The 16,296-nt window shown below is 67.5% G+C and carries 10 protein-coding genes and 1 pseudogene; 5 read left to right on the forward strand and 6 right to left on the reverse strand.

The window, feature by feature from the left end:
- Positions 1-61 precede the first annotated feature (61 nt).
- From AC6CIE_RS25900 to tssJ, 5 genes are all read right to left on the reverse strand, one after another.
- Positions 62-565 (reverse strand): hypothetical protein, encoded by a 504-nt coding sequence (locus tag AC6CIE_RS25900; protein ID WP_279975366.1) that lies wholly within the window; start codon positions 563-565, stop codon positions 62-64.
- A 45-nt stretch (positions 566-610) separates the two neighbouring features.
- A complete protein-coding gene (gene tssI, locus AC6CIE_RS25905; RefSeq protein ID WP_498094607.1) occupies positions 611-9,262 on the reverse strand; it encodes a type VI secretion system tip protein TssI/VgrG in 8,652 nt (2,883 codons plus the stop codon).
- A 101-nt stretch (positions 9,263-9,363) separates the two neighbouring features.
- A complete protein-coding gene (locus AC6CIE_RS25910; protein WP_498094609.1) occupies positions 9,364-10,143 on the reverse strand; it encodes a DotU family type IV/VI secretion system protein in 780 nt (259 codons plus the stop codon).
- A gap of 16 nt (positions 10,144-10,159) precedes the next feature.
- Positions 10,160-11,506: a type VI secretion system baseplate subunit TssK gene (tssK, locus tag AC6CIE_RS25915; RefSeq protein ID WP_498094611.1), complete on the reverse strand. Its 1,347-nt coding sequence runs from the start codon at positions 11,504-11,506 to the stop codon at positions 10,160-10,162.
- A gap of 84 nt (positions 11,507-11,590) precedes the next feature.
- Positions 11,591-12,208, reverse strand: coding sequence for a type VI secretion system lipoprotein TssJ (gene tssJ / locus AC6CIE_RS25920; protein ID WP_175123332.1), 618 nt, complete (start codon positions 12,206-12,208; stop codon positions 11,591-11,593).
- Positions 12,209-12,409: 201 nt separating this feature from the next.
- Here tssJ and AC6CIE_RS25925 point away from each other — a divergent pair.
- Positions 12,410-12,667, forward strand: a pseudogene (locus AC6CIE_RS25925) (tetratricopeptide repeat protein); the annotation flags it as partial.
- 211 nt (positions 12,668-12,878) lie between these two features.
- Here AC6CIE_RS25925 and AC6CIE_RS25930 read toward each other — a convergent pair.
- A complete protein-coding gene (locus AC6CIE_RS25930) occupies positions 12,879-13,013 on the reverse strand; it encodes a pentapeptide repeat-containing protein (protein ID WP_498094655.1) in 135 nt (44 codons plus the stop codon).
- Between the two features lie 168 nt (positions 13,014-13,181).
- On the opposite strand from AC6CIE_RS25930, the gene tssB reads away from it, so the two are divergent.
- The 4 genes from tssB (at position 13,182) to tssE (ending at position 16,285) form a co-directional block, all read left to right on the forward strand.
- Positions 13,182-13,697: a type VI secretion system contractile sheath small subunit gene (tssB, locus tag AC6CIE_RS25935; protein ID WP_008168611.1), complete on the forward strand. Its 516-nt coding sequence runs from the start codon at positions 13,182-13,184 to the stop codon at positions 13,695-13,697.
- Positions 13,690-15,183 carry a type VI secretion system contractile sheath large subunit gene (tssC, locus tag AC6CIE_RS25940; protein WP_175123331.1) on the forward strand — a complete coding sequence of 498 codons (1,494 nt, stop codon included), beginning with the start codon at positions 13,690-13,692 and terminating at the stop codon, positions 15,181-15,183. Before tssB ends, tssC begins: the two co-directional genes overlap by 8 nt.
- A gap of 48 nt (positions 15,184-15,231) precedes the next feature.
- On the forward strand, positions 15,232-15,735 hold the full coding sequence (locus AC6CIE_RS25945) for an Hcp family type VI secretion system effector (protein ID WP_105237422.1): 504 nt from the start codon (positions 15,232-15,234) through the stop codon (positions 15,733-15,735).
- A 64-nt stretch (positions 15,736-15,799) separates the two neighbouring features.
- Positions 15,800-16,285, forward strand: coding sequence for a type VI secretion system baseplate subunit TssE (tssE, locus tag AC6CIE_RS25950; RefSeq protein WP_105237423.1), 486 nt, complete (start codon positions 15,800-15,802; stop codon positions 16,283-16,285).
- Positions 16,286-16,296: the final 11 nt, after the last annotated feature.

A 16,296-nucleotide genomic window follows, 5' to 3' on the forward strand; every position in this document is an offset into this window, starting at 1 on the left:
ACGGCCCTGCAGAGCAGGGCCGTCTTCATTTGTCTGGCCGACTTTCACCTCTTGCCGAGGTTCACTTCTTGCCGTCTTCGACCTCGATGGTCACCGTGTTCGATTTCACATCCTCGGCCTCGATGTAGACCTCGTACGTGGCCGGCGTGGCCGGCAAATGCAGCACGCCGGCCATGTCGGTGGTGAAGCGCGTTTCCACGGTCATGCCCGGGGGCAGGGCCATCTTCGGGGGGCGCGGTCCGCCTTCCCGCGGGTCCACCGAGACGTTGGGGAGCTTGGGACGCACGTAGTTGAACGCGACGCCGCGGTAGACCTTGCCGGTTTGCGTATCCTTCGCCACGAAGCGGGGAAGTTGCGGATTGTCGATCACGGGCAGGATGCCGCGCGCGCAGATGGGAATCGTCAGGGTGCTGCCGTCGCGGATCTTCACGCGCGAGGGTGCGGCGATGCGCATCTGCGCGTCGTAGCCTTGCAGCGGCGGCATGCAGGCGTGTTCCTGCTGCGAGTGCGTGGGCACCGAGGCAAAGGAGGCGGGCTCGATCCAGTCGGTAGTCATGATGGGCATGTCGATGTCGTGTCAGAGAGCGAAGGGGATCAGGGGGGGGCGTCGTCAGAATGAGGTCCAGCCTTCCGAGCAGTCCACCTTGCGCACGGCCTTGCTGCAACTGGGGCAGAAGTGGATGTTGGCGCAGGTGATGCCGTACATCACGCACTGTCCGATCTCGCTGCTGTACTGGCCATTGCGGTTGGGCAGGCCAAAGTAGCAGTGTCCCCCCATGTTGTAGTAGAAGTGCTGCGGCGGATCCAGCTTGGAATCGTCGGCCGACGGGTCTTCGTCGCGCAGGCCGGGCCAATCGGGGCCGCTGGGCACCATGCCGAGCAGGTGGCCCATTTCGTGGGCCAGCGTTTCCGTCAGGTACGCCTGCGAGTTGGGGACGTAGGGATCCAGCGTGGACACGAAGAGCAGGTTGGTGCCGGTGATGGCCAGACCCGCGTAGCTGGCGGCCACCGTGTTGAACTGGATGTTGAGCACGCCGTTCAAGGACGTGGACGAGATCTGGGTCAGGTCGACCCTCACGGAGAAGACGGCGCCCGAGCTTTCGCGCAGCGGCGTCATCAGGTGGCGCGGGATGGGAATGGACCGTTCCGCGCCCGACGCGTCCGTATAGATGTAGCGGGCGTGGACGAGCCAGTCGTCGCTGTCGTCGAACTCGTACCAGAGGCTGGCCAGCGTGCGGTCGTCGTTGACGATGGGCACCGTCATCACGCGGCCGCCCGGTCCGGCGGGCACGGGCAGGCGCATGTCGCCGCTGGTGCCGGGCGCCGCCAGCCTGTCCACGTGGCAGACCACCAGCGTGTAGGGCTCGCGCTGTTTGCCTGGCGAGGTGGCGTACACGCGGCGCACGGCATCCATGATGGCCTGCTGCGAGTCCACGTGGTCCGCCGCGTCCACCGCCGAGCGGCCACGGAATTGCAGGCGCGGCAGCTGGATCATGTCGATGCCGTGCAGCGCGAATTCCGCGGTGACGGGCGTCACGTCGGCCAGATGGTTGGCGGGACGGGTGCTCATGCACATGACTTCCTGGACGTACAGGCGGCGGGCGGTCTCGACGCGTTCGGTCTTGATGAGCTGGCCGCGTTCGTCGCGCACTTCGAACAGATAGACGTTGCGACCGGCGGCGGGCAGGTCGATGTCATCGACGATGCGGGTGCCGTCGGCATCCGTGACGTAGCTGCGCGGGTTGGTGTGCGGTTCCTGGTAGCTGGCGCGGCGGCCGCGTTCGCGGCTGGAGTACGTGATGTTTCCGGTATCCGGCTTGACGGTGATGGTGAAGCGGTGCGCGCCCGGGCGGTTGAATTCCACGTGGATGCGGGGACGCCGGGTCTGCCGCTCGGTGGTGGTGAGCGCGTTGCCGTCGTTCCAGCGCTCGTCGGCGCGTTCCAGGTTCACGTATTGCAGGCGCGCGCCGTCCTGACGGCCGCGATAGGTGGATGCGCTGGGGACCACGCGGCCGGCGTCGCCCATCGGAGGCATGCCGCCAGGCAGGTTGGTGCCTTGCGTGCGTGCGACCGGACCCAGTCCGATCGTGTCGAGTACATCGCGGGCGATCTGGGGCAGCGGCGATTCCGCCACGCCCGGGATCTTCATCAGCACCTCGGCCACTTTCGGCAGCGTTTCCGTGGCCAGCGTGGGCGATTGCAGGATGGCGCCGATCACGCCGGGCACCGACGAGGACGACAACCCCGGCATGCTGAGGATGGCGCCCGCGACGGCGGGGATGTTGGCCTGCTTGACGTCGGGCAGCGTGAACAGCGTGTCGACGGCGGACCCCAGCGCGGCGGCACGGTCGCCGGCCGCGTTCAACGCCTGCGTCATGACCGGCACGATGGCGGCGCCGACGCTGGCGCTGACGCCGCCGGACAGGAGCGTGGACGCGCCGGACATTGCCGTGGACGCGGCGCTGGCCTGCTGCGCAACGGCGGCAAGGCCGCCGCCCGCCGCCAGCGCGCCGAAGCCCGCAGCGCCTGAACCGCCGCCTCCCGCAGCGGCGGCGGCGCCCGTTGCCGCGCCCGCACTCGCCACCGCGCCTGCGCCGCCCGCGGCGGACAGATCGGTGGCGCTCGTGGCGGGCGCGCGGTCGGACATGCCCGCCGCCTGCGCCGTCGTGCTGCCGAGGACAGCGTCAGGGCTCCCGGCCGGGGTGACGGCGGTAGGCGGGGCGGTGGCGCCTGAGACGGTGGTGGTGGGCGACGCGGTCGGCGTGGCGGAGGGGTGGTTGATGGGCGGCGTGGCGCCCGGGGGGGAGGTGGGGGTGGCGGCTGCGCCGGTTCCGATGGTGGTGCCGGTGCTTGTGCCTGCGGTTGCCCCGGCGCCTGCGGCTGCTCCTGCCCCTGCACCCGCGGTGGCTCCTGTAGACGTGCCAGTGCTTGCACCAGCGCCAGCGCCAGCGCCAGCACCAACGTCAGCACCTGCTGCGCCGCCCGCTTGAGGGTTTGTTCCAACGCCAGCATCCGCGCCCGCTCCCATGCCAACGTCCGCCGTTGCTCCGGCGTCAGCATTCGTCGCGGCAGGCGTGGATGCTGTGGCGCCCGTGTTCGCGCCCGGACCAGCATCCGTGCCCGACCCTGTGTTGCCCGCATCGATACTTGCGTGGGTGCTGGGGCCTGGGGGCGCGCCAACGGCTGCATCAGCGCCCGCACCTGCTCCTGTCATCGTGCCGTCTGCGCCTGGCGCTCCCGTCACGCTTGCGGAGGAAGACCCGACGGTCGGTGACACTTCAGCGCCTGGCGCTGCCGTGGCCCCGGCGACGGAGCCCACGGCCGGCGCCGTGCCTGCCGTCGCGTTGCCGCCGGAGGCCGCGCCGGCGGCGGCGCTCGTCCCCGCGATGCCTGCCCCGGCCGATGGCTGCACACTGGGCAGCCCGGCGCTTTGCGGCAGTCCCGCTTCTTGCGGTAGCCCGGCGCCTTGCGGCAAGCCCGCTCCTTGCGGTAACCCGACGCCTTGCGGCAATCCAGCCGTGCCGGCGTCCGGCACGAAGCCCGGCGTTTGCATCGAGGCTTGCGGCAGGGACGTCGCGGCGGCGGACGAAACATCGGTGGTTGCCGGCAGCATCGTCGCTTCGCTCATGACGGCGTCAGGCGCGGAGGCGGGGGGCGCATGCTGCGCGAATGCGCCTGTCGAGGGCATCGCGGCAGCGGCGTCGCTTTGCGCCGGCGCGGACACGGCCGCCGAAAAGTCTCCGGTCATGGCGTCGCCAGCGGATATTCCGGACGCGGCGCTGCCGGAAGGCGAAGCCATGGAGGGAAGATCCGAAGCGCCGTGCAGGCCGCCTTCCACCGTGGATGCGGAGGCCGGCGGGCCGGCATGGCCGGCTGCCGACGCCGTTGTGCCAAGCAGGCTGCCCGCGCCCGCAGCCAATGAGGCGAGCAGGGCCGTATTCGGCAGCGCGGTGGTGCGCGCCGTGTTGACGCGGTGAGAACCGGATTGCGCATTGCCGGTCTTGGCGTCGTGGGACGCGTGCGGGAGCGTGGCTGAGCCGTCCGCTGCCTGTGCGCGCGCGGACGGCGCGGCGGTCGCGTTGGACTGTCCCGAACGGCCTGCGGCAAGCAGGGCCAGCGCGGACAGCGCGGCTGTCTTCGATTCGGAATGCCGATCGTGCGCGGCGGGCGTTGCCTCGCCGTGTGTCGGCGTTCCGTACTGGTCGGGGTTCTCAATGGAGGCAGCGGAGCCGGTCGCGGCGCTGCGCGGTGCATTGGCGGTGTGGGCCTCATCGGCACGGCGGCTGACGCCTTCGCTGTCGGCTTGCGACGACGCTTGCGCCGACATCGCGTGGGCCAATGTCGCCAGCATGCCAGCGGGCGCGATCTGTGCGCTCGTTTGGCGGGCGCCGGGAGACGCGGCGTTGCCAAGGCCCGCGAGCAGGGACGGCGGGGCGTCGAAGCCAGAGACGGCATCCTCGGGCCGGACGGAGCGCTTCATGTCTGCCGGGTAAGCGGAGTCCGCCGGGCTCGCCGAATTCCCTGCTGCCGTGGCGGCAAATGGAGCGGCCGTTTCCGAACCCGGGGCGTCCGTGGCTGCACGCGCGCCACTTGCGCTCGGCTCGGGCTCGCGCGAGGCTTGGACCTTGCCGCCAATCGTGCCGGCGGCAACGCCTGCGGCCATCGTCGCGCCAGCCGCTGCGCCCATTGCATCCAGAATGGGCCTTGCTGTTGCGCTCGCACCCGCGGCGTCGCTCGCGAGACCCGCGCCCGCGAATGCGGCCGACGTTCCCGCTGGCGTAGTCGCTGCAATGCCTGCATCTGTCACGCCGGTCGGGAGACCTGCGCCGGCGATCGCTGCTGGCGAACGCTCGATGGTTTGCGTCGCGATGCTTGCATCGGTTGCGGGGTTCGCGAGCGCCTTGACTGCAAATGCTTCGGATGATCCCGCTAGAGATGGTGCGGCACTGCCTGCGTCGGCGGCATGGTTTGCGAGACCCATGTCCGCGAATGCGCCAGACGTTCCCGCGACGGTGCCCGTCGCCAGGTTTGCGCTGGTCATGCTGTGCGCGACGCTTGCGCCAACCGATGGGTCCACCGCTGCGAGCGGCAGCTCTGCCGCCGAGCCCGCGCCTTGGACATCAAGCGCGGGACTCGCGAATTGCGCGCCGGCGTTCATTGCCGCCGCGGACGGATTCACGTCCGCCGGGCCAGCGGTCAGACCTGCGACCTTGCCTGCTCCGGCGGTGCTGGCGGCCAGCCCCACGCCGGCCCCGGCCGGCAGGGCGTTGGCGGCTACGCCTGCCGCCGCGCCCGTGGCAGAGACGGCGGAAGCGCTCACCGCTGCGGTTGCGCTGCCTGACGCCGCGCCGGAACTCGAGGCGGTGGCTGGTGTCGTCGCGGATTGCGTCGGCGTTGCGTTGGCGGACGCTGTCGGCGCTGCGGAGGGCGCGTCAGCGGCTGCCGACGTGACATTCGGCGCAGATGCTGCCGATTCAGCCGCTGATGGTGAAGTCGATGACGACGCCGATGCTGCTGTCTGTGCGGATGCGGATGCCGTTGCCGGAGCCGAATCCGATGCCAAAGCGGGACCCGATGCCGAAGCAGAGGCAGGCGCTGAAGCCTCGGCGGAAGCCTGTGCGGAGTTCGGCGCCGATGCAGGCGACGCAGCGGCGTCCGCCGTGGTGGCCGAGCTGTTGGTGGCGGGCGAAGCCGCAGCGGGTTGCGACGCCTGCGCGGCAGTTGCGCTGCCTTGTGCGCCTTGCGTTCCGGCCGCTGTTGCCCCGCCGGCAGGTGCGGCGGACGCGGGGCCAGCCGCTTCAGTCGGCGAGGTCGATGATGCTTGCTCGGCAGTTCCTGCGGCACTTGCGCCGCCTGCAGCGGCAGGCCCGCCAGACGTGGCGCCAGGGCCACCAGCAGCGCTTGCCGCGGGTGTCGAGCCTGCGCTTGTTTGCGCGCTATCGGCAACACCGGCTGGGGCAGCGGCTTCACCCCCCGAGCCAACAGCCGCACCAGCACTAGCACCCGAACCTGCACCAGCACCAGCACCCGCACCCAATCCCCCCGCCACGCCAGCGCCCGCTCCGCCAGCGCCGCTGCCGATCCCCGCCAATCCGGCGGCACTGCTGATCATCTTCGACGCGCCTTCGGGTGCGACGGAGGCCAGCATGTCGGTGGCGGCCGGCAGGGCGGACATGGGGTTCTTGACGAGTTCAGCCGCCTTGGAAACCGCGCCCGCAGCAGAAGCGGCGCCGTCGATCAGGCCGCCCGCGCCGGGCGCCACGCTACCCAGCAATCCCTTGGCTGCCGGCAGCGCCGACATGGGGTTGGCAACCATGGCCTGCGCCTGCGACACCATACCCATGGTGTTCTTCGCCGTATTCAGCAGGCCGCCGACGGCAGGGCTGGCGTTGCCCAGCAGCCCGGGGGCGGCTGACAGCGCGCTCATCGGATTCTTTGCCATGCCGGCCAGCGCATTGGCCTGGCCGGCCAGTTGCGACAGTTTGCCGGCTGCACCCGCAGCGGTCTTGCCCAGGTCGCTCAAGCCGCTCGGCACCATGTCGCCCAATCCGCCCAGGCCACCGCCCGCAGCACCCGCCGCGCCGCCAAAGCCCGCCATCAGGCTCGTACCGGCCTTCTTGGCGGCGGTGGCGAACACGCCGTCCTTGTGCACCAGTTCCGCGCTGACGATGAGCGGATCATCCACCGTCGTGCTGGGCAGGGCCGGCAGGCTGGCGGCGTCGCTGCCGGGGCCGACGAAGTTGTGCGTGGCGCCCTTGACCGAGAACAGGCCGGGCCCCTTGAACACGATGTCCGCGCCATCGAGCGTGACGCTGCCGCCGGCGGCCTGCAACGTGACGCGCTGGTTGCCAAGGATCTCGATCCCTTCGGCCGACGAGGTCACGGTGATGTCCTGCCCGGCCAGCGCTTCCAGGATGTCGGTGTGGGCGTGCAGGGAGACGGGCGCCTGCGCCGAGATGGCGCGCAGCGGGCCCTGTTGCGCGAAGACGCTGGCGGACTTGGCCGAGACGGCTGCATACGTCTGCGTGGCCGCGACATGGGCATCGGACTGCGCGGTGGCATGCAGGTGTTCGCCCGCATGCAGCACGGCGCTGGCCGGTGTGGCAAGGTTCAGCGAGTTCGGCGCGTCGACCAGCAGGTGCGGCCCGTCGATGCGTTCGATGTCGGCCTCGGCCGTGCGTTGGCCGTTGATCGCCTTGCCGGCCGCCTGGCCATTGACCTGGCGGGCGTAGCGGCCGTCCTGCTCGGGATCCAGCGCCTTGATGAGATCGTCATAGCCCTCGGCGGCCGCCAGGGGCCGCGCCTGATGCTGGCCCGCACTGTCGTTGAGCCGGCGCGAGGCGTCTTGCGCGCCGCGCAGCAACAGCAGCGCTTCGTTGATATCGGCCTGTGTCGACTTGCCCTGCTCGCGTGCCGTGGCCGACACCAGCAGGCCCTGGCCCGAGCGCAACACGGCCCAGGCATCCGTGCGCAGTTCGAAGCCCGTGCCGCGCCATTGGCCGCGGCTGGCGTCGTCCAGACCCTGTTCCACCAGATAGCCCAGGCCCAGTTGCGTGGCGGCGGTGGAACTTGCCAGGCGTGTGCGCAGCTTGCCCTTGGTGTCGTCGAAGACCCACTGGTTGCGGCCGGCGCCGTCCAGTCCCTGGCTATGCCAGCCGCTGAGCACGCCCGCATGGTTGGCGTCGCCGTTCTCTCCCGCGGACCAGGGCGGCAGATCCGCGTCGTTGTATAGCTGGCCCGCCACGACAGGCTGATCGATATCGCCGTCGATGAACTCGACGATGACTTCGGTGCCGCCACGCGGTAGATGATGAGCGCCCCAGTTCGGCCCGGCCTGCGCGCTGGCCACGCGCAGCCAGGTGCCGGACCGGTCGTCGCCGGGCGCGTTGCCGCTGGCGTCGCCATGGGAGCGATGCGGCAGGCCGCCCGTCAACGGCTTCTCGCCGCGTTGCCACGGAAACTGCACCTTCACGCGAAGGTCGCGGTCGGACGTGATGGGCGCGTCGGCCGCGCTGACGACCACGGCGGCCAGGCTCTCGGGCGCCGTGGGGCGCGGGCGCCAGGCCGGCATGAGCGCTGCCGCCTCCGGCTGCGCGCGGAAGCGGTTGCGATAGGTGCCGCGCTCCATGTCCGGCGTGTTCAGGACCTGCGCGGCTTGCCCGCCCAGGTTGTTGGTCGCTTCGTGCGTGACGTCGAGCAGCACGTACCGGTTGCCGGCAAGCTCATCGATGGCCTCTTTGCCGCCGCCCTGCGCATACCGGTCATGCTGGCTCAGCGCGAACACCCGGCCCGGCGCAAGCGAGCGGGCCGTGCCTGCGCCCTCGAAGCGCACCAGCCGCGACTCGTGCGCGCGCATCGCACGCGCCGCGCTCTGTTCGGCGGCATCGTCGTCGGCGTACTGGCCGTGGCCCGCGTAGTCATAGTCTTCCAGCACGGGCAGCGCCTCGACGACCACCTGCGACTGCAACTGCGCGGCATGCGCGGTCAACGAGCGCTCGTTCCACGCCGCGCGCGCCACGCTGCCCGGACGCACGGATTGCGCGGCGGAAAAGCGCGTGATGCTGTCGCTGGTCTCCGTGGCGTCGCTGCGGTGAAAGCGCAGGGGTGACGACGGGTCTTCCGGACGCGCCGCATCCGCATCGAAGATCACCACGCGGTGGCGTGCGCCGCCGCCGGCGCTTTCGCCATCGTCCTGCTGGTGCTCGAACCGGTAGCACAGGCCGGCCTGCGCCAGAATGCGCTCCACGAACGCCAGGTCCGATTCGCGGTACTGGGTGCAGATCGCACGGGGCGGCAGCGCCTCGGTGAGTTCGAAGGCGAACGCGGCCTGGGGATAATCCGAAAACACCTCGCTGACGATGTCCTGCACCGACAGGTCCTGGTAGATGAAGCTGTCGCGGCGCAACGCCAGCGCGGCCATCCACGGCGCCGCATGCAGGCGGTAGCGCGCCAGTCCGCCATCGGCGCCCAGCGCGTCCGCGCCTTCTACCACCGCGTGCCAGTGCCGCATCGAGCCGTCGGCCTGCAGCAGGCTGACGGTGATCTCCTTGCCCAGCAAGGCCGCCACGTCCAGTTCCGCGCTGGCCGCCAGGCAGTCGAGCGTCATCGAGAACAGCCGCGAGACGCCCTCGGACAGGCTCATGTGCTCGATGACCAGTTCCGCATCAAGCGCGGTGGTCAGGCGCAGCAAGCGGGCTTGTTGCGACAGGGTGGCGATGTTCAGCGTGGAATAGGCCGGGGCGTTGGAAGGCGAGGCGTTCATAGGGCTGGGCGGTATTCGTTTGGCGGAGCCAGAGGCGCGCGGGTGCGCCGGAAGGGACAGGCCCTCTCATGCGTGGCCCGCCCGGGTCTTGCGTGCCGCCGCTAGGGCAGCGAAATCGTCAGGTGCGCGGCACGCGGACCCAGCTTGACGATGTCGTGATAGGGCGCCATCGCGGTCTGCATTTCCGTGTTCAGGAAGTGGCCCATGCCCAGGAAGGCGAGCAGGCCCAGCAACGCGAACAACGCCATGATCGACCACAGCGGCACGTCGCGCTTGAGCGTGTGCGCCACCTTGTCGGGCAGCGGCCAGTGCGGCGCAAAGCCGGTGCGCTTGCCGCGCAACAGGGCGATCTCGTCGCCCAGGCGCGCCGTCAGATACCCCAGCTTTTCCTGGCCTTCGATCAGGTACTTGCCCTGGAAGCCCAGCAGCAGGCACATGTAATAGATCTCCAGCGATTGCAGGCGCGGCGCGCCCTGCGCGCGCAGATCCTCCAGCCGGGCGAAGAAGTTCTCGCCCGCCAGTTGCTCGCCAAAGAGCGCAAGCTGCAGCGGCTGAAGCATCCAGGCGTCGCGGATCGCGAAACCGGAATTGAGCACGGTCTCGTCCACGGCGGCACAGAACGCGTACTTGGTCGCGTACACGTCCTCGGCGGGAATATCCATTTTCTTGGCGGCGCGCTCGTAGTCCGCCAGGAACTGCTGCACGTGGGCGGAGAAGGCGGCCGCGTCGGCGGGCTCCTGGCCGCTCTTGAGCAAAAACAGCATCAGGAAGCCGTCGTACATCAGATCCAGCAACGACCTGGCGGGACGGCTTGCGTGAAAGGCCGCCGCGTGCGGCGGCAGCGTTGCGCCAGGCATCAGGGAGGGGGCGTCAGCAATCATGGCGGTGTCGTTCCTGTCAGCGAGTCACTGCGATCAGATCCAGCTTCAGTTCGGGAATCCCGGCGGGGGCATAGATGGCAATGCTTCGCGCCTGCAGCATGCGGTCATACAACGAACCGCGCGTCTGCAACGCGAAATAGACAGCGCCCGGCTTGACGGGCACGGCGGGCGGCACCTGCGGCGTATAGGAAAGTGGGACGCCCGGCATGGCGGACAGCACCAGCTTGTCCACGTCTTCCGGCGCGCCCACCTTGAAGCGCATGGGCACGCTCTCAGCCAGTTCAGCGGCGGGCATCGCGGCCTGCACCGCCAGATACAGCGAGGTGGTCTCGTCCAGCTTTTCGGAATCGAGGCGGCCCATGTGGAACGAGGGACGCAACTCTTCGAGCACGATCGAGAAGTACCGGGTCGAGATCACCGTTTCGAGCAGGTCGCGCAGGATCTCGTCCATGCGGGCGAACGCCGGTCCGGGCGCATCGTGGCGATACACGGGAAGATCCGCCAGCGTGTGCACCTTGGAAAAGGTCATCAACGCGCCCGCCAGCCGCGCCAGTTCCTGAAACAGGCGCTCGGGATGCAGTTGCGGGTGATGGAACAGGTGCGACAGCGTGGCGTAGGCCTCGTTTGCGGTATGCAGCAGCCAGAACGAGGCGACGTCGCCGGAGCGGAACTCGATGATGTTCTTGCTGGGTTCGCGATGAAAACCGTAGAGCGCGTTGACCTTGGCTTGCAAGGCGTCGAGCAGCCGCCGGAGCAGCTCGTGCAGGGCGCCCGAGGCAGTAAGCGACAGGCTGGGCGCAATGAAGGTCGTATCCAGTTCATAGCTGGCGTTGGCCGTGCGCCGCACGCGCGCCACGGGAATTGCCAGCAGTTCGTCACGCGGTTCGAATTCGGAGATCAGGCGCACGTCCTTGCGCAGGAATGCGAGCTCGGCGGAGGCCGCGCCGGTGTAGAGATCGGGGGCGGGGGTATTGGTGTGCGTGTAGCGGGAATCGAAGTTGCCCGACGTCTGGGCGTCGCGGTAGTTGCCGCCGATTGCCTTCAAGGGATGGATCGCCAGATAGAACACGGCTTCGGTCACGCCATCCAGCGCGGTCAACGCGACAGGCGGTGGTAGTTCATCGCCGTGCGGCGCGCTGTAGAGTTCGCCGTCCGGAAACACGGCGCTCATTTCGGTGGCGCGCAGCATGCCGTTGGCGAGCGCCGAGGCATCGAAACGCGCAGAGCGCAGACCCCATGCATAGGGGTGCAACGCGCGGGCCATTTCGGCAAGCCGATCTTCGTGGTACGCATCCTGCCGCTGGAAATGCTGCGGCCGGAGGAACAGACCTTCGCCCCAAAGGATTTTGGCGGAGTAACTCAAAATACGCGCTCCCTGTTTCGTCTTTCCTGGTTTCTCTATTGCTTTAAGAATTGAAGGATGTGAACGGCGGGCGGCTTTGATGCTTCAGCCTGGACACTGCACGCCGGACAGGCGTGACGGGTCGTAGGCGGGTACGCCCGCAGGCAACGTGGGGCGGCCCTTGGCCACCGTCAGCGCGCAGGCATGCGCGCCCAGCACGATGCCATCGTCTTCCACATCCTCGACTTTGAATACGTACTTCCAACGCATGGGCGCGGGTGCATAAAACAGCCCGGCGACAGCGATGTAATCGGCTTGCTTGGGGACTTTTTCGACGGTTTCGTAACGCTGTCCCGGCGTGAGCGTGAGCTCGCGCGAACCCAGCATTGATTCCCCCAGCGCTGCCTTTTCCCCGGCAGTGTCTATCAATTGCGTGAGCGGCGCACGCTGGAATGGCTCAGGATTCTTCAGGTAGTATATTTTTGTAACGACCGCCATCGCCTGGCCGGCGCCGGCATTCAAATTTTCTCCGGCGTGAATCGCCAGGTTCACTTCCACAGGCGCGTTTTCGGGCTTTTTCAGGCCCGCCATCTCCATCGCATTGCCCGTCAAACCGGCCACCGCGCCGATGGCCGAAACGGCTGCACATCCAGTAAGGACGGTGCTCGCGAGCGCACACGACAACCCCGTGAACAAACGTGATAAACGGATATGTTTGGACATGGCTCTTTATACCGGAAGTGTGTGAAGCAATACAGATCACGGCACGATACGTGCAAATTCGACGCAAGTAACATGAAGAAACGTGCTGTAGCGCTGCACTAACAAAAGGTTGATGAAATACGGCCCCTGGTTACAACCTTGCTAGGTGCTTAAAAAATGCCCTTCTTCCGCCTCGTTGTCATCGCAGGTGTCGTTGCATTGATGACCGGCTGTGTGTCGGTCAAGCCGCAGTCCGAAGCCGAGTACAAGCAGTCATTGGCCGACGCCGAAAAGACGTTGGCGCAGAAAGACGCTGACCAGGCGGTCGCGCAATTTGAAGAGATCGCGCAGCGCAATCCGTCCAAGGGCGAACCCTGGTCCTACATCGCAAAGATCCGCTTCGACCAGCAGAAGTACGGGCAGGCGATCGTGGCCGCCGACGAAACGTTGAGCCGCGATCCGGATGACTTCGTGGCCAAGACGGTGCGCGCCGTCGGTGGCCTGCGCGTGGCCATGCAGTCCCTGGCCGATGTGCGCGCCGACGCGCTGCTGGCCGGCAACGCCCGCCCGGACGCCGTTGCACTTGCCGAGGCAATGCGTGAAACGCTGGGCCAGGACGTCCTGTTCCCCGAGGGACGCCGTCCGCCGCCCCGGCCGCGCCAACCGCGCAAGGCGGATCCGGCACCTGCAGTCAAACCGGCAGCGGCGCTGCCCACTGCGGGGTCGCCTGCCGCAGGATCGCCTGCCGCAGGATCGCCTGCCGCAGGATCGCCCGCCGCAGGATCGCCCGCCGCAGGGTCGCCTGCCGCAGGTTCGCCTGCCGCATCCCCCGCCACCCCCCCGTCTTCGCAACAACCCGCCAGCCCGCCTGCCCAGCAGCCCAATCGCGCGCCGAATCCGTTCGGCGACCTGCTGACCAAATGATTCGCCTTGGGGCGCCGCCATGGCGGCGTCTCCCCGACCGACAGACAAGATCCTTTGCACGGAGCCGTCCATGGCCAAGAAAGAAAGCGTTCAGAAACGATTGCAGAAAGTCCGTCCGCCGCGCGTTCAGCTCACGTATGACGTGGAGAAGGGCGACGCCATCGAACAGAAGGAGCTTCCCTTCGTGGTCGGCGTGGTGGGCGACTTCTCTGCGCAGTCCGAGGCCGAGCTGCCCCGTCTGAAGGACCGCAAGTTCGTCAACATCGACGTCGACAACTTCGACGACGTGATGCGGGGGCTGGAGCCCCGTGCGGCTTACCGCGTGAAGAACCGCCTGACTGATGAAGGCGGCACGTTCGGCGTCGACATGAAATTCCGCTCGATCGAGGATTTCCGTCCGGAAGCCGTCGTGCAGCAGGTGGATCCGTTGCGCGAGCTGCTGGACATCCGCACCAAGCTGGCCGATCTGCGCAACAAGCTTGCCGGCAACGACAAGCTGGAAGACCTGCTGGGCGAAGTGCTGACCAGCACCGAAAAGCTGCAACAGCTCACCAGCGAGACCGACAAGGGAGGCCGCAATGAGTAATTCCGCCGCCGCACAAAACACCGCCGCCACCGCCACCGAAGCGCAAAGCGGGCTGCTGGACCAGATCGTCGAGCAAAGCCGCGTCGCCAAATCCACCGCCGAGCACGACCGCGCCAAGGACATCATCGGCGAACTCGTGCGTGAGGTGATGAAGGGCACCGTCGTCGTGTCCGACAATCTGTCGGCCATGCTGGACGCGCGCGTCGCCGAGCTCGACCGCCTGATCTCGGCCCAGCTCAGCGAAGTGATGCACGCGCCCGAGTTCCAGAAGCTGGAGAGCACTTGGCGCGGCCTGCACTACCTGTGCCAGGAGACCGACACCAGCCCGATGCTGAAGATCAAGGTGCTGAACACCACCAAGCGCGACCTGGTGCGTGATTTCCAGACCGCGATCGACTTCGATCAGAGCCTGATGTTCAAGAAGGTGTACGAAGAGGAATTCGGCACGTTCGGCGGTGCGCCGTTCGGGGCGCTGCTGGGCAATTTCGAGATCACGCGCCAGCCCGAGGACATGTATTTCATCGAGCAGATGTCGCACGTGGCGGCCGCGTCGCACGCGCCGTTCATCGCGTCGGCGTCGCCGGAGCTGCTGGGGTTGGACAGCTTTGCCGATCTGGGTCGCCCGCGCGATCTGGCCAAGGTGTTCGATACCGTCGAATACACCAAATGGCGCAGCTTCCGCGATTCGGAAGATTCGCGCTATGTCGGCCTGACCATGCCGCGCTTTCTGGGCCGCCTGCCGTACGACCCGGTGGAAGGCACCACGGTCGAAGGCTTCAATTTCGTCGAGGACGTGGACGGCACCGACCATTCCAAGTACCTCTGGTGCAACGCCGCGTGGGCCTTCGGCGCTCGCTTGACGGCGGCATTTGCGGACTTCGGCTGGTGCGCGGCGATCCGCGGCGTCGAAGGCGGCGGCCTGGTCGAGAACCTGCCCACGCATACGTTCAAGACGGACGACGGCGAAATCGCACTCAAGTGCCCGACCGAGATCGCCATCACCGACCGGCGCGAAAAGGAACTGAGCGATCAGGGCCTGATCCCGCTGGTGCATTGCAAGAACTCGGATTACGCCGCCTTCTTTGGCGCCCAATCGGTGCAGAAGGCCAAGAAGTACAACACGGACAGCGCCAACGCCAACGCGGTGTTGTCGGCGCAGCTGCAATACATCTTCTCGGTATCGCGCGTGGCGCACTACCTGAAGGCGATGATGCGCGACAAGATCGGCAGCTTCGCATCGGCGCAGTCCGTAGAGAGTTTCCTGAATCGCTGGGTATCGCAGTACGTGCTGCTGGACGACAACGCGACGCAGGAACAAAAGGCGCAGTTCCCGCTGCGCGAAGCATCGGTGCAAGTGGCCGAGGTGCCAGGCCGCCCTGGCGTCTTCCGTGCCGTGGCGTTCCTGCGGCCGCATTTCCAGCTTGACGAACTCTCGATCTCGCTGCGCCTGGTCGCCGAATTGCCGGCGCAGGCCCAGAAATCCTGAGCGTCATTGCACTGACAACTCATCCATCATCTGAAGAGGCTATCAACAATGAAGGACATCTACGTCAAGTTCGGCAATCCGGCGCTCAAGGGCGAGTCGCAGGACAAGGACCATCCGGACTGGATCGAAGTCAGTTCGTGGCGCCACGAGATCATCCAGCCGCGTTCGGCCACCGCATCGACCTCGGGCGGCCATACCGCCGAGCGCACCGAACACGGCGAAATGGTCTTCACCAAGGATCTGGACGTTGTCAGCCCGCTGCTGTATCAGCACGCGTCGGGCGGCACCACCTTTGACGAAGTGACCATCGACTTCCTGCGCGCCGACGGCGAGGGCAACCGCGTCAAGTACCTGGAGATCAAGCTCAAGTACGTGATCATTGCCCGCGTGGCGCCGGAAGTCGTGGCCGAAGGCCTGCCGCACGAAACGTTCTCGCTGAAGTACGCCGCCGTGCAGTGGAAGTACACGCAGCAGAAGGTGGGCGGCAATCAGGGCGGCAACGCCCAGGGCGCCTGGAGCCTGACCAAGAACGACAAGACCTACTCGGTCTGATCTCCGCCGGGCAGGCACGAAGACCGCGGCCCGAGAGGGTCGCCGTCCTTCTTTTGAGGCCCCGATGAAAGGATTCGAACCGAGTCTCTTCGACAAGCTGTTCGAAGCAGAGGGCCAGTCGCCCTATGCCTTGCGGCGCTTGTCGATCGAGGAGATGAAAGAGACGGTGGCGCGCGACATCGAGGCGCTGCTGAACACCCGCATGGTGTTCACCGAGGAGGACCTGCGGCGCTACCCGAACTGCCGGCGTTCCGTGCTGACGTACGGGCTGTCGGACTTTTCTGGGCTCAGCCTGGCCAGCCACTACGACCGCGAGTTCATCTGCCGTTCGCTCGAACAGGCGATTGCGCGCCACGAGCCCCGGCTGACGCACGTGCGGGTCATGCTGCAGGTCGACAGCCGGGCGACGTCGGTGCTGTATTTCGCGATCACGGCCATGCTGGATGTGGGGCCCGCCCACGAGCCCGTGACCTTCGACGCCACGCTGCAGCCCTCGACCTTGCAGTACTCCGTGACCAAGGGTTGGGCCAAAAGCCCGGCCACGGTCTAGCGCATCAACCC

Source organism: Achromobacter sp. GQ309, assembly GCF_059759315.1.

What these genes read in the sequence shown, in the direction of transcription:
- AC6CIE_RS25900 (WP_279975366.1), bottom strand. Translation starts at nt 565, where the DNA reads ATGCCCATCATGACTACCGACTGGATCGAGCCCGCCTCCTTTGCCTCG.
- tssI (WP_498094607.1), bottom strand. Translation starts at nt 9,262, where the DNA reads ATGAACGCCTCGCCTTCCAACGCCCCGGCCTATTCCACGCTGAACATC.
- AC6CIE_RS25910 (WP_498094609.1), bottom strand. Translation starts at nt 10,143, where the DNA reads ATGATTGCTGACGCCCCCTCCCTGATGCCTGGCGCAACGCTGCCGCCG.
- tssJ (WP_175123332.1), bottom strand. Translation starts at nt 12,208, where the DNA reads ATGTCCAAACATATCCGTTTATCACGTTTGTTCACGGGGTTGTCGTGT.
- AC6CIE_RS25930 (WP_498094655.1), bottom strand. Translation starts at nt 13,013, where the DNA reads ATGCGGCAGGCGAACCTGCGGCAGGCGACCCTGCGGCGGGCGATCCTG.
- tssB (WP_008168611.1), top strand. Translation starts at nt 13,182, where the DNA reads ATGGCCAAGAAAGAAAGCGTTCAGAAACGATTGCAGAAAGTCCGTCCG.
- tssC (WP_175123331.1), top strand. Translation starts at nt 13,690, where the DNA reads ATGAGTAATTCCGCCGCCGCACAAAACACCGCCGCCACCGCCACCGAA.
- AC6CIE_RS25945 (WP_105237422.1), top strand. Translation starts at nt 15,232, where the DNA reads ATGAAGGACATCTACGTCAAGTTCGGCAATCCGGCGCTCAAGGGCGAG.
- tssE (WP_105237423.1), top strand. Translation starts at nt 15,800, where the DNA reads ATGAAAGGATTCGAACCGAGTCTCTTCGACAAGCTGTTCGAAGCAGAG.